The sequence below is a fragment of the Nesterenkonia aethiopica genome (genome assembly GCF_039534665.1).
GTDB classification, from domain to species: Bacteria; Actinomycetota; Actinomycetes; order Actinomycetales; family Micrococcaceae; genus Nesterenkonia; species Nesterenkonia aethiopica.
Window position 1 is genome coordinate 86365 of the sequence record NZ_BAAAVT010000016.1, and the last position, 13179, is coordinate 99543.

A 13179-nucleotide genomic window follows, 5' to 3' on the forward strand; every position below is an offset into this window, starting at 1 on the left:
CTTTTCAGCGTTGGGAGCGCGTCATAAGGGCCCACACCGCGGAGCCAGCTGGTGGGGTCAGGAGGAGCAGGTCTCAGCGGCCGGTGCCGGCGTAGACCGTGGCCTCTTCCTCGGCGTCGAGGCCGAAGGCGGTGTGGATCGCCTGCACGGCCCTGTCGAGGTCCTCGATGTCGGTGATCACGGAGACGCGGATCTCCGAGGTGGAGATCAGGCCGATGTTGATGCCGGCGTCGCGCAGAGCGGTGAAGAACTTCGCCGAGACGCCCGGGTGGTGGCGCATGCCGCCGCCGACCAGGGAGACCTTGCCCACCTGGGGCACGTAGTCCAGCTGCTGGAAGCCGATGGACTCCTGGTGCGCGGTGAGGGTCTCGGTGGACTTCTGGCCGTCGGAGGCCGGCAGCGTGAAGGAGATGTTCGTCGTCTTCGTCTCGTCGGAGACGTTCTGGACGATCATGTCGATGTTGGTGCCGGCCTCAGCGATGAGGTTGAAGATCTCCGCGGCCTTGCCGGGGACGTCGGGGACCCCGGTGATCGTCAGTTTGGCCTCAGAGGCGTCGTGGGCGACACCGGAGATGATGGGCTGTTCCAAGGGTTCACCTTCCTGGGTGGCGATGGCGTCAGAGGGGTCGGGGATGACCCAGGTTCCTTCGAGCTGGCTGAACGAGGAGCGCACGTGCAGCTTCACGCCGAAGCGGCGGGCGTACTCCACGCTGCGCAGGTGCAGCACCTTCGAGCCGGCCGCGGCCATCTCGAGCATGTCTTCGCTGGAGATTTCGTCGATCTTGCGGGCGGTCTTCACCACGCGCGGGTCGGCGGTGAACACGCCGTCCACGTCGGTGTAGATCTCGCAGACGTCGGCCTTCAGCGCGGCCGCCAGGGCGACGGCGGTGGTGTCGGATCCGCCGCGGCCCATCGTGGTGATGTCCTTCGACTCCCGGCTCATGCCCTGGAAGCCCGCGACGATGCCGACATGGCCGGCGTCGAGGGACTCCTGGACACGCTGCGGGTTGACCTCGATGATGCGGGCCTTGCCGTGGATCGCGTCGGTGATCATGCCGGCCTGCGAGCCGGTGAAGGACTGGGCGGACTCGCCCAGCTGATGGATGGCCATGGCCAGCAGGGCCATGGACATGCGCTCGCCGGAGGACAGCAGGATGTCCATCTCGCGCGAGGGCGGGGCCTCGGTGATGTCGGCCGCCAGGTCGAGCAGCTCGTCGGTGGTGTCACCCATCGCAGAGACCACGACGACGACCTGGTGGCCGGCGCGTTTGGTCTCGACGATCTTCCGGGCCACGCGTTTGATGCTCTCGGCATCGGCCACGGACGACCCGCCGTATTTCTGGACGATCAAGCTCATGGGGTTGTTGTCTCACTCCCGTGCAGGGTTTCATCGCGGACTTCGGACAATTCTATGAGCGTGCTCCGCGACGGGGCACAGCTCAGTGCCCGGTCTCACACTGTGGATGGCGTATCTGCCGGACCAGGGGGTCCGGCAGCGTCTGCCACCAGTGTCTGCCTCGGGCCCGAAGGCCCGGAACGAGACCGGACAGAAGCTTGCGTGTGATTCAGTTGTCGCCCAGCACGGCGCCCAGGAAGGCCTGGGTGCGCTCGTGATCCGGGTCGGTGAAGATCTTCTCCGGCGGGCCGGACTCCACCACGTGTCCGCCGTCGAACATCATGACCTTGTGCGACACGTCCCGGGCGAAGCCCATCTCGTGCGTGACGATCAGCATGGTCACATTGGTGGTTTCGGCGACCCGGCGCAGGATGTTGAGCACCTCGCCGACGACCTCTGGGTCGAGGGCGGAGGTGACCTCGTCCAGCAGGAGGATCTCCGGGTCCATGGCCAGGGCGCGGGCGATCGCCACGCGCTGCTGCTGGCCCCCGGACAGCGACGTCGGATGGGCGTCGGCCTTGTCGGAGAGCCCCACCTGCTCCAGCAGGTCGTGGGCCTTGGCGATCGCCTCCGCCTTGGGGCGGCCCAGCACGTGGATGGGCGCCTCGATGATGTTCTCCAGCACCGTCATGTTGGGGAACAGGTTGAACTGCTGGAACACCATGCCGATGCGGGTGCGCAGCTGCTTCTGCCGCTTCTTGGACACCGGCACCCGGCGTCCCGCGCGCTGCTCATGGGTGAGCGGCTCGCCGTCGATGAAGATGTAGCCGTCGGTGAGCTCCTCCAGAGTCATCACCAGGCGCAGGATGGTGGTCTTCCCGGAGCCGGACGGGCCGATCAGGGTCACCCGCTCCCCGCGCTCGACCGTGAAGTTCAGGTCCTTGAGCACCACATTGGAGCCGAAGCACTTCTCCACATCACGGAACTCGATGACCGGTGTGGTGGCCTCGGAGACCGTCGTGGCCCCGGCGGGGGAGGGGTCAGTGGGCGTAGGCAAGACGCTTCTCCAATCGACTGATCAGAAGGGCAGTGGGGTAGCTGGCGGCCAGGAAGATCAGGCCTGCCAGCACGAAGACCTCGGTGTAGCGGAACGTGGGGGCGCCGATCTGCCCGGCGACGGTCACCATCTCCGCCACCGAGATGACGATCAGGAACGGGGTGTCTTTGAACATGGAGATCGCATAGTTGCCCAGGGAGGGCACGGTGGAGCGCAGCGCCTGAGGGATGACCACGCGCCGCCAGGTCCGTGCCGCGGACATCGACAGCGCCGTCGTCGCCTCCCACTGACCCTTGGGGACGGATTCGATCCCCGCCCGGTACACCTCCGACATGTAGGTGGCGTAGTGGACGCCGAAGACGATGATGCCGATGGTCATCCCGTCCAGCCACATGAAGGTCCAGAACATGAAGATCAGCTGGACCACCAGCGGGGTCATCCGGATGAAGTTGGCCATCCACTTCACGACCCAGGCCAGGGGGCGCGGCAGCACCCGCATCAGAATGGCGATCACCAGGCCCAGCACCGCGGCGATGAGGGTGCCGACCACCGTCACCACCAGGGTGACCTTCAGGAAGGCCATGAGCATGTCCGGCAGGGCGTGGAAGGCGAACTCCCAATCCCAGAACGGGCTCTCCCGGACCTCCTCCTCGTCGACCAGAGTGGGGTCCTCGATGTCGGCGGCGCGCAGCACATGCTGGATCATCGGGCACCTCCTGCAGCGGACTTCTCGGCGGTGGGCTCAGCACCTGCGCCCACGGACTCCGGGACTGTCGTGGGCGGCTTGGGAGAGAGGATCTCCTTCAAGGAGGGGCCGCGGCCGAGCTTGTGCTTGGCGCGTGCCTCGAGAGCCTGCATGAACAGAGTGAGGATCAGGGCCAGGATGAAATAGACCACCAGGCCGATGAACGCATGGGAGAACCAGATGTCTGTGGGACGACGCAGGTTGTTCAGCTCGGCAGTGAAATCGTTGACGAAGGGGATGATGTAGGCGATCGCGCTGCCCTTGAGCAGGTGGATCCACAGGTTCGCCAGTGAGGGGAGCATCAGCGCCCACGCCTGGGGGAAGATGATGCGGCGCATCTTGTGCGACCAGGACATCGACAGGGCCGTCGTCGCCTCCCACTGGCCCTTGGGCACGGTGGTCAGGGACGCCCGGACGGCCTCGGCTCCATAGGCGCCGTAGTTGATGCCCAGGGCGAGCACGCCCAGCAGGAACGTGTTGCGGATCAGTCCTTCGAACGGCAGGTCCGGGTTGCGCATCCAGATCTGCGGCAGCACGTACAGCAGCAGGAACAGCAGGACCACCAGGGAGATGCCGCGGAAGAACTCGATGATCACCCGCGCAGGGATCCGCAGCCAGAGGTTCGGGCTGCCGGCCGCCAGGCCCAGCACGACGGCGACGGCGAACGCCAGCAGCCCACCGTAGAGCGCCAGCTGCACCGTGGTCCACAGGCCCGCCAGCAGGCGGTCGGACCAGTTGACCACGACCTCGAAATAGCCTGGCCAGTCTTCCCAGAAGTTCATCGGCCCCTCTCAGAGCTCTGCGGTGACACACTCTGCGGCCGGTTCCGGGTGGAACCGGCCGCAGAGATCAGCGGACGGAGCGGCTCAGTCCTCGAGGTACTGCTCGGTCAGCTCGGCAGGGTCTTCGTCGCAGAGCTGCTGGGCAGTCAGGTCGCTCGGGGGCATCTCATCCTCGGTGAAGCCGAACTCGCTCACCAGGTCGAGGTACTCGCCGGACTCCTTGAGGTCGCTCAGGTGCTCGTTGAACTCCTCGAGCAGCTCCTCGTCGTCGGGACGGAAGGCGTGGGCGCCCACGGAGAGCTCGTGGGCGAAGGAGTCGGTGACCTCCACGCCGTCCTGGTCGCCCGCCATGGTCTCCAGGGAGATGGCCGTCAGGGCGAAGACGTCGGCGCGGCCGCCCTGGACGAAGTCGATGCCGTCATCGGCGGAGTCCACGGTGTCGTGATCGACGCCGACCTCATCCATGTAGCCGGACTCCACGGCGCCGCTCAGCGCGATGACGTCAAGGTCGGCGTTGGCCAGGTCCTCGAAGTTGTGGACGTCGTGCGGGTTGCCCTCCTCCACCAGCAGGGCGGTGGTGTAGACCAGCTCCGGCTCACCGAAGGCCGCCTCGGCGCAGCGCTCCGCGTTGATGGACATGCCCGCGGAGACCACGTCCCAGTGTCCGGCGCTCAGGCCCGGGATGAGGTTGCCCCACTCGGGCTCCTCTTCGATGGTGATGTCATAGCCCATGCGCTCGCCGAAGATCTCCTCCGCCACGGCGATGGTGGCGCCGGTGGGCTCGCCGGTCGCCTCATCGATCCACGAGTAGGGCTCTTCGCCGAACAGCGCGATGGTCAGCGCCTCGCCGGCGGCCTCGCCGTTGCCGTCACCAGTGGTGTCGTCGGTGTCATCGCCGTTGCCGCAGGCGGTCAGGGCGAGCAGCGCGGCGGCGCTGAGCGCGCCGGCCTTCACTGCCAGGGAAGTTGTGGTGGCCATGCGTGAGTACCTCATCCTGTGGTGTCCGTCGTCGATGCGAGTGAGCACGCGCTGCGCACTCGTTCTCACGCTAGTGACATCTAAAGGATTTGGAAACTGTTTTCTGCCCGGATTGATTAGTTGTGACGCCCGTCCAGCCTCCGAGGAATGCCCCGAGGAAAAGAGTCACGATATGGGTGCCAGGTGGACGGACTCCCGCGACGGCGGGGGTGTGCGCAGGGCCCTATGGCCTCTGGAAAGCAGGTGTGATGTCTTCGTCGGAATGAAACATCACGCTTGGATAACGTTCTCGCCGCAAGGGCGCCAGGGCGGGGTCAGGAGAGGCTGCGGCGTCCCTCGAAGGCACGTCCGAGGGTGACCTCGTCGGCGTACTCGAGGTCGCCCCCGACCGGCAGGCCCGAGGCCAGCCGGGTGAGGGAGATGCCCAGTGAGCCCAACATGCGCACCAGATAGGTGGCAGTGGCCTCGCCCTCCAAGTTCGGATCCGTGGCCACGATGACCTCCTGGACCGTGTCGTCGGAGAGACGGTTCAGCAGCTCGCGGATGTGCAGCTGCTCCGGCCCGATGCCGGCGATCGGATTGATGGAGCCGCCGAGCACATGGTAGAGCCCGCGGAAGGAACGGGTCCGTTCGATGGCCATGACGTCCTTGGACTCCTCCACCACACAGATGATGGAGCGGTCCCGTCGATCGTCCTGGCAGATGCGGCAGGTCTCCTGCTCGGAGACGTTGAAGCAGATCTGGCAGAACTTCACCTTCTCCTTCACGGAGACGATCGCCTCCGCGAGCCGACGCATGTCCTCGGTGTCGGCCTCCAGGATGTGGAAGGCCACGCGCTGGGCTGACTTGGGCCCGATGCCGGGGAGCCTGCCGAGCTCGTCGATCAGGTCTTGGACTGCACCCTCATACACGGTCAGGACGCGCCTTTCTCAACGGGGACGGGACGGGCGGCACGATGACGGCGGAACGCGCAGATGGCCGGATGAGCGTCAGTCTACTGGGGGCCCTCGCCCAGCCGACGCTCCTCGAGCAGGGTGCCGTCGAGGACGCGTTCGATCGCCTTGCGGCCGAACACCGTGGACTCCTCCACGGTGATGTCGTCGTCGCTGGGGATGTCCTCGATCTCCGGGGCCGGAGCGGCTCCGGTCCCAGCCTCGCTGCGGGGGCCGGCTCCCGCTCCGGGGGCCGCACCTGGGGGAGGGCCCTGGTCGTACAGGGGGTCGGGCGGCGGAGGAGCGTCGTCCCAGCCCGGGGGCTCGGCCCCGGCCGCCCGTTTGGCCATCCGCTCCTTGATGGCTGCGATCCGGCCGGACGCTCCGGGTGAGGTTCCCGACGGCGCGCCGTTGCGTTCCGCGCGCGGGGCCGCCGAGGCTGGGCCCACCGCCTCCGCGGCGGGAGCACCGGGTGCCGGGGTCCGAGAGGAGCCGGGCCGGGAGCTGGACGGCCGGGCGAACACGGGCACGCGAGGCTTCGTCGCGGACTCCTCCGCGGAGGTCGGATCAGAGGACTGCTCGGACTGCGGCCCGGGCTGCGGAGTGAGATCAGGAAGCGGGTACGGAGCGGGAGTCTGGGCGCGGGACACGTCGATGTCGGATGCCTCCATTCCCGGTGTCTCGACGCTGGGCACCCGAGCGGTGGTGGGCCCATAGGTAGGGTCGGTCAGCTCCACGGGGTCGGTGGCCGCACCGGCCTCCGAGGGGGAGTCGGCAGACAGGGCGGAGCCGGCCGGGTCGCCGCTGGGCTGACCGTTCCACGCCGGGTGGGGCGAGGGCGGGGCCTGAGGCGGTTCGGGATCCGCGTCGTAGGGCTCCGGCGTCTCCTCGGCCATCCAGGCCGGGGCACCGTCCGATTCGTGCCCGGTGGGGCTTGCGGGGCCCGCCTCGACGGGCGCCGGGCGTGCGGGGGCTTCTGCCGCCGGCGGCGTGGTCTGCGCATGGGAGCTCCAGGTGCCGGGCTGTGGCGGGTGCTGCTCACGAGGCAGGCTCGAGCCGTCCGACCCAGCAGGCGCGGGGTCCGGCTGCGCTGAGGGTGCCGGCGTCGGCCGGCTAGGACCTTTTGGGGACTGACCAGCTGCCGGGGGAGCACCTCCAGTGATGAGGTCGAAGCTGACCTGCAGGCCCAGGACCTGCTGGATGGCGGCGTTGAGGGCCTGGTCACCGCGTCGGTTCGCGAAGGTGGAGCGGGCGCCGTCGTTGGTGAACGCGATCGTGAGAGTCTGACCGTCGAAGCCGGCCACCGAGGCGTTGTCCTTGACCAGCATCCACAGCAGTCGCGACTGGGAGGCCAGCTGTTGGACGATCTCCGGCCAGGCTCGGCGCATCATCTCCGCCCGGGACCCGCTGGGGGCCGTGCCCTGCGGTGCGGCAGGGTTGGCCGGCGCGTGAGGCGGTGCCGAGTCGGCAGGACCGGGCGCGGTGGGTCCCGGCGCGGTGGGTCCCGGCGCGGTGGGTTCCGCCTCGGTGGGTGTGGGCTCAGCGGACGGTGTGGCTCCGGGAGCAGCCGAGGGCACGTCTGCCGGAGCGGCAGCCTCCTCGGTGGGGCCCTCGGGCCTGATCGTCTGCGCTGCCGGCGCCTCCGCGAAGCGGGAGGACTCAGCTCCTGGGCGCGGGACGCCGGGGGTGGCCCAGCCGTCGTCGTCGGCTGCGGGTGCGGAGGCCGCCGCGGGTGCAGCGGCGGCAGCAGGGTTCGAGGCCGCGAGGGGCTCGGCCGCCGGAGCCTGCGCGGGGGCCTCAGAGACGGACGACGGCACCGGCGCAGGAGCCTGGCCGGAAGGCGGCGCCGACGTCGGCGCGGGCACCGTCTCAGAGGCAGGTGGAGCTGCGGATGTCGGCTGGGCCGCGGTCTGGGTGGGGTCCTCGGCGGGAGGAGTCGCTCCGGAGCCGGAGACGAAGTCCACGCGTCGCTCCAGACGCTCGAGCCGCGCGGCCAGGCTGGAGGTTCCCTGATCAGCATGCGGCAGCAGCAGCCGGGCCATCAGCAGCTCCAGGTGCAGCCGCGGTGAGGTCGCCCCCACCATGTCGGTCAGCGCCTGGGCGGTGATGTCCGCCGCTCGCGAGAGCTCCGCGGAGCCGACCTTGCCCGCCTGGGCCTGCATGCGGCGGATCTGGTCGTCCGGGACGCCGCGTAGGATCGACCCGGGCGAGTCCGGCACCGACTTCACGATGATCAGATCCCGCAGCCGCTCCAGCAGGTCCTCGACGAAGCGTCGAGGGTCCTGACCCGACTGCACCACGCGGTCGACCACGGAGAACGCGGTGGAGCCGTCCAGGCCCGCCACCGCGTCGACGACGTCGTCCAGCAGCGCGCTGTGGGTGAAGCCCAGCAGGGCTACGGCCCGGTCATAGTCCAGCCCTGCCTCGGTGGATCCGGCGATCAGCTGGTCCAGCACGGAGAGGGTGTCACGGACCGAGCCGCCGCCGGCGCGGATCACCAGGGGCAGCACGCCGTGCGCCACCGGCACCCGCTCCTGCTCGCAGAGCCGCTGCAGATAGTCCAGCAGCGGCTCCGGCGGCACCAGCCGGAACGGGTAGTGGTGGGTGCGGGAGCGGATGGTCCCGATGACCTTGTCCGGCTCCGTCGTGGCGAAGATGAACTTGATGTGCTCCGGCGGCTCCTCCACGATCTTCAGCAGCGCGTTGAAGCCCGCCGCTGTGACCATGTGAGCCTCATCGATGATGAAGATCTTGTAGCGGTCCCGCACCGGGGCGAAGGTGGCCCGCTCCCGCAGATCGCGGGCGTCGTCGACACCGCCGTGGGAGGCCGCGTCGATCTCGATCACGTCCAGCGATCCCGGACCGCCGGTGGCCAGGTCCCGGCAGGACTCACAGTGTCCGCACGGGGTGCCGGTGGGGCCCTCCGCACAGTTCAGGCAGCGGGCCAGGATCCGGGCTGAGGTGGTCTTGCCGCAGCCGCGCGGCCCGGAGAAGAGATAGGCGTGTGAGACGGCGTCCTTGCCCAGTGCCGTGACCAGGGGTGCGGTGACGTGCTCCTGGCCGATCACATCGGCGAACGTGTCGGGGCGATACCGGCGGTACAGGGCTGTGCTCACAGTGAAGAACCTTACCGTCTGGGTGGGACACATGCATTCGGCCGGTCAGGCGGCCAGCGCGTTCACGGCGGCGCCGGCACACCGGGAGGACCGCCCCCGGCGGCCCGGGATCAGGGCTTCAGCGGCCGACGTCGGGCGTCGCCCCAGGCGTCGGAGAGGCCGCCGGGGCGGACTTCTGACGTGCTGCGCGCTCCTTGAGCCTCGTCGCCACCTGTTTCTGCCGCGGGTAGACGTAGAGCCACGTGGTCCAGGGCCGCAGCCACACCATCAGCAGCGTGAGCGCCAGGCCCAGCACCGTGGTGATGCCGACATGCCAGATCGGAGCGACCTCCATGCGGGCGAGCGCCCGGTGGATGACCACCAGGATCGGGAAATGCGCCACATAGACCACGATCGAGCTGCGGCCGGTCCATTCGAGGAACCGTGACACCCCGCCCCGGGGCAGCCGCGGAGCCAGCCAGAGGATCACGCCCAGGCCCAGCAGCGAGATCCCGGCGGCCTGCCAGGTGCCCATCCGCAGCGCCAGGTCCTCCCGGCCCTGATGGGAGAAGACCGCGGCGACGACGGCCATGGCCACCACCAGCATCCAGGGGGCTCGCAGCCACCGGTCCATGTGCCGGCAGGCCCAGGCGCCGAGGAAGAAGAACGCCCCGTAGTACAAGGTCTTGTGGGGCAGCCCCGACGGGACCTCCACCAGCACGACGGCGGCCATCATCGCCGCCGAGACCAGCAGGAAGGGGAGCTTCTGCAGCAGGGCGGCCAGCGCGTAACAGATGATCAGGGCCAGCAGGAACCACAGATAGTCGCCGGTGATCCAGTAGGACAGCTCGAAGGGCCCGTTGCGGTAGACGAACACCCCGTAGAGCACCATCCACACGGCCGCCGGCCAGACGATGGCCGCATACTTGCCCCACAGGTACTGGGGCAGCGGCTTGGCCAGCGAGCGCGGCAGCAGCATTCCGGACAGGAACATCAGCAGCGGCATCCGGAACGGCTCCAGGTACCGGTTGGTGAGGATCCATTCGCGGATGCCGGAGCCCGTCGACGTCGGGATGGACGCCGCGTGGAGGATCACCACCAGGATCACCGCCACGCCGCGGAGCAGGTCCATCCACTGCATGCGGCTGCTCGCGGGGGACTGCGCCGTGATCGGGCTGCTGGGTGTGGACATAGGTGTGCAGGTTCCTGGTTCGGGGAGGGAGGACTGCAGGAAGTGTACCGGTCCGTGCCGTCCAGATCCTGGAAGTTCCCTGAACGTGCTGGTCGACGGTGCGTGCCCGGGCTCGACCGCGGGGGGACGGCGGCGGCATCCGTGCCCTTCCCTCCGTCCTGACGGGGACCTAGGGTGACGACCATGGACACCTCCGATGCGCACACCACCGCTCCTGACGGCACCCCGGCTGAGATCCCGACGCCGTCGTCCTCACTGGCTCGCTCCGGTCCCGACGTCGGCGCTCCGGCGGCCGCCGCCGTCGACGCCTACGTGGAGCAGACGGTGGCGTGCCCCGGACCCGAGTTCGCCGAGGTGCAGCGTCGGGCTGAGGAGGGCGGGCTGCCTGCGATCGAGGTCTCTGCCGCGCAGGGCAAGCACCTGGAACTGATGGTCCGCATCTCCGGGGCGCGTCACGTGCTGGAGGTCGGCACCCTGGCCGGGTTCTCCACCCTCTGGATGGCTCGAGCCCTGCCCGCCGAGGGGCGCCTGGTCACCTGTGAGGTGGAGCCCCACCACGCCGACGTCGCTCGGGCCAACCTGGACGGCGCCGGCGTGGGGGAGACGGTGGACATCCGCGTGGGCCCCGCCGAGGACACGCTGCTGAGCCTGGTGGACGAGGTCGCCTCAGGGGCCCGTCCGCCGTTCGACCTGGTCTTCCTCGACGCCGACAAGGCCGGCAACCCCCGCTACCTGGAGCTGGTGATGGAGATGGTCCGGACCGGGAGCGTCATCATCGGCGACAACGTGGTCCGCGGCGGCGCGGTCCTGGACGCCGAGTCCGAGGACCCGGACGTCCAGGGCATCCGCCGCTTCCTCACGCTGCAGGGTCAGCACCCTCGCCTGGAGGCCACCGCCGTGCAGACGGTCGGGGCCAAGAGCTGGGACGGGTTCAGCCTGGCCGTGGTCACGGACGGCTGAGGCGGCTCCCGCCCTCGTCGAGCGGGGCGCGGCTCAGGACTCCGCGGCTGCTCCGGGCGGCCCCACCGGGATCTCCGGCTGCAGGTAGACGCTGCCCCCGGCGGCGGCGAACTCCCGGCTCTTGGCGGCCATGCCCTGCTCCACGATCCTGCGCTGGTCCTCCGCCGAGCCGAACTCGTCGCGGATGTCCTGGGAGATCCGCATGGAGCAGAACTTCGGTCCGCACATGGAGCAGAAGTGGGCGGTCTTCGCAGGCTCGGCCGGCAGGGTCTCGTCGTGGAACGCCTGGGCGGTCTCCGGGTCCAATGCCAGGGCGAACTGGTCCTTCCACCGGAACTCGAAGCGGGCCTTGGACAGCGCGTCGTCCCGCGCCTGGGCGGCCGGATGTCCTTTGGCCAGGTCCGCGGCGTGGGCGGCGATCTTGTAGGTGATCACGCCGGCCCGGACGTCCTCGCGGTTCGGCAGCCCCAGATGCTCCTTCGGGGTGACGTAGCACAGCATGGCGGTGCCGTAGCGGGCGATCTCGGTGGCCCCGATCGCGCTGGTGATGTGGTCATAGCCCGGGGCGATGTCGGTGACCAGCGGCCCCAGCGTGTAGAACGGTGCTCCGTGGCAGAGCTCCTGCTGACGCTCCACGTTCTCTCGCACCAGGTGCAGGGGGATGTGGCCCGGGCCCTCCACCATGACCTGCACGTCGTGCTCCCAGGCCCGTCGGGTCAGCTCCGCGAGCGTGTCGAGCTCCGCGAACTGGGCCTCGTCGTTGGCGTCCGCGATGGAGCCGGGACGCAGCCCGTCGCCCAGGGAGAACGCGACGTCGTAGGTGGCGAAGATCTCGCACAGCTCGTCGTAGTGCGTGTAGAGGAAGTTCTCCTGGTGGTGGGCCAGGCACCAGCCGGCCATGATGGACCCGCCGCGGGAGACGATGCCGGTGACGCGCTCGGCGGTCAGCGGCACATGGCGCAGCAGCACTCCGGCGTGGACGGTCATGTAGTCCACCCCCTGTTCGCACTGCTCGATCACGGTGTCCCGGAAGACCTCCCACGTGAGGGCCGAGGCGTCGCCGTCGACCTTCTCCAAGGCCTGGTAGATCGGGACCGTGCCGATGGGCACCGGGGCGTTGCGCAGGATCCATTCTCGGGTGGTGTGGATGTCATCTCCGGTGGAGAGGTCCATGACGGTGTCCGCACCCCACCGGGTGGCCCACCGCAGCTTGTCCACCTCCTCGGCGATGGAGCTGGTGACCGCCGAATTGCCGATGTTGGCGTTGATCTTCACCAGAAACTCCCGTCCGATGACCATCGGCTCGGACTCCGGGTGGTTGATGTTGTTCGGAATGATGGCCCGCCCGGCCGCCACCTCGGCGCGCACCTTCTCCGCGTCACAGCCTTCCCGCAGGGCCGCGTAGCGCATCTCCTCGGTGATGACGCCCCGCCGCGCGTAGTGCATCTGGGTGACCTTCTTCCCCGGAAAGGCGCGCCGCGGCACGGGACGTCTGCCGCGCCACTCGTCGCTGGCCGCCCCGCGACGCACCGCCGAGCGGCCGTCGTCGTCGAGGTGACGCCCCCGGCCGGTGTACTCCTCGGAGTCCTGCCGGGAGAGGATCCACGGTTCGCGGAAGGGCGGCAGCCCGTCCAGTGGGTCGCCGCCGGGGCCCGCGGTCCGGTAAGCCTCGAACGGCTCATTGGCGGAGTCGTCCGGCGAGTCGTGCAGGTGGATCCGGGTGACGGGGACCTCAAGGCCGGAGCCGTCGGTGATGCTGGCCCGCTCGTGGGCGGGGTGAGCCTCCTCCGTGGGGGAGGCGGTGGTGTTCGCCGAAGGGGCGGTGTGCACAGAGAAATCGCTCATGATGAGCCCTCACTTCCTACGCCGGCATGACCCGGTCAGGTTCGACGGTCCAGGCGTGCATCGCCTGATCTCAGCCCCTGCAGGGGCACCCGTGTGGACTCGATGAGCGTAACGCACCTCCCGACGCCGACGTCGGCGTGTGACGAGGTGGCCTGGGGCGAGAGTTATAGGCCAGAATGTGTGTACAGCACGGCCGGGGATCGTTGATATAGCGGGGATGTAGGGGCCTGCACATGCTTTGAAAGCATGTGGGGTGA

The 13179-nt window shown here is 69.0% G+C and carries 10 protein-coding genes and 1 riboswitch; of the genes, 1 reads left to right on the forward strand and 9 read right to left on the reverse strand.

Going from position 1 to position 13179, the window contains the following annotated elements:
• Positions 1-73 precede the first annotated feature (73 nt).
• From ABD658_RS12385 to ABD658_RS12420, 8 genes are all read right to left on the reverse strand, one after another.
• Entirely contained in the window at positions 74-1357 is a 1284-nt protein-coding gene (locus tag ABD658_RS12385) for an aspartate kinase (RefSeq protein ID WP_344684295.1), read from the reverse strand.
• A 208-nt stretch (positions 1358-1565) separates the two neighbouring features.
• On the reverse strand, positions 1566-2393 hold the full coding sequence (gene ehuA, locus ABD658_RS12390; protein WP_344744672.1) for an ectoine/hydroxyectoine ABC transporter ATP-binding protein EhuA: 828 nt from the start codon (positions 2391-2393) through the stop codon (positions 1566-1568).
• Positions 2377-3099: an ectoine/hydroxyectoine ABC transporter permease subunit EhuD gene (gene ehuD, locus ABD658_RS12395; protein ID WP_083277744.1), complete on the reverse strand. Its 723-nt coding sequence runs from the start codon at positions 3097-3099 to the stop codon at positions 2377-2379. Before ehuD ends, ehuA begins: the two co-directional genes overlap by 17 nt.
• A complete protein-coding gene (locus ABD658_RS12400) occupies positions 3096-3920 on the reverse strand; it encodes an amino acid ABC transporter permease (protein WP_311025358.1) in 825 nt (274 codons plus the stop codon). The genes ehuD and ABD658_RS12400 overlap by 4 nt, the downstream gene beginning before the upstream one ends.
• 84 nt (positions 3921-4004) lie before the next feature.
• A complete protein-coding gene (locus tag ABD658_RS12405; RefSeq protein ID WP_344684298.1) occupies positions 4005-4898 on the reverse strand; it encodes a transporter substrate-binding domain-containing protein in 894 nt (297 codons plus the stop codon).
• Between the two features lie 314 nt (positions 4899-5212).
• Positions 5213-5809, reverse strand: a complete 597-nt coding sequence (recR, locus tag ABD658_RS12410; RefSeq protein ID WP_070159174.1) for a recombination mediator RecR — start codon at positions 5807-5809, stop codon at positions 5213-5215.
• A gap of 83 nt (positions 5810-5892) precedes the next feature.
• The gene (locus tag ABD658_RS12415; protein WP_344744676.1) at positions 5893-8946 is read right to left on the reverse strand and encodes a DNA polymerase III subunit gamma and tau; all 3054 of its coding nucleotides are present in this window, start codon (positions 8944-8946) and stop codon (positions 5893-5895) included.
• A gap of 118 nt (positions 8947-9064) precedes the next feature.
• Positions 9065-10117 carry an acyltransferase family protein gene (locus ABD658_RS12420; protein WP_344684303.1) on the reverse strand — a complete coding sequence of 351 codons (1053 nt, stop codon included), beginning with the start codon at positions 10115-10117 and terminating at the stop codon, positions 9065-9067.
• A 183-nt stretch (positions 10118-10300) separates the two neighbouring features.
• Here ABD658_RS12420 and ABD658_RS12425 point away from each other — a divergent pair, with 183 nt between their 5' ends.
• Complete coding sequence (locus tag ABD658_RS12425) at positions 10301-11077, forward strand: O-methyltransferase (protein WP_344684305.1); 777 nt, start codon at positions 10301-10303, stop codon at positions 11075-11077.
• A gap of 33 nt (positions 11078-11110) precedes the next feature.
• Here ABD658_RS12425 and thiC read toward each other — a convergent pair whose 3' ends face one another.
• Positions 11111-12922, reverse strand: a complete 1812-nt coding sequence (gene thiC, locus ABD658_RS12430) for a phosphomethylpyrimidine synthase ThiC (RefSeq protein ID WP_344684308.1) — start codon at positions 12920-12922, stop codon at positions 11111-11113.
• Positions 12919-13025, reverse strand: a riboswitch (TPP riboswitch). (Overlaps the previous gene by 4 nt.)
• Positions 13026-13179: the final 154 nt, after the last annotated feature.

Excerpts from the sequence above, each read along its gene's own strand:
- ehuD (WP_083277744.1), bottom strand. The coding sequence starts at position 3,099 with ATGATCCAGCATGTGCTGCGCGCCGCCGACATCGAGGACCCCACTCTG.
- thiC (WP_344684308.1), bottom strand. The coding sequence starts at position 12,922 with ATGAGCGATTTCTCTGTGCACACCGCCCCTTCGGCGAACACCACCGCC.
- ABD658_RS12385 (WP_344684295.1), bottom strand. The coding sequence starts at position 1,357 with ATGAGCTTGATCGTCCAGAAATACGGCGGGTCGTCCGTGGCCGATGCC.
- ABD658_RS12420 (WP_344684303.1), bottom strand. The coding sequence starts at position 10,117 with ATGTCCACACCCAGCAGCCCGATCACGGCGCAGTCCCCCGCGAGCAGC.
- ABD658_RS12400 (WP_311025358.1), bottom strand. The coding sequence starts at position 3,920 with ATGAACTTCTGGGAAGACTGGCCAGGCTATTTCGAGGTCGTGGTCAAC.
- ABD658_RS12425 (WP_344684305.1), top strand. The coding sequence starts at position 10,301 with ATGGACACCTCCGATGCGCACACCACCGCTCCTGACGGCACCCCGGCT.
- ABD658_RS12405 (WP_344684298.1), bottom strand. The coding sequence starts at position 4,898 with ATGGCCACCACAACTTCCCTGGCAGTGAAGGCCGGCGCGCTCAGCGCC.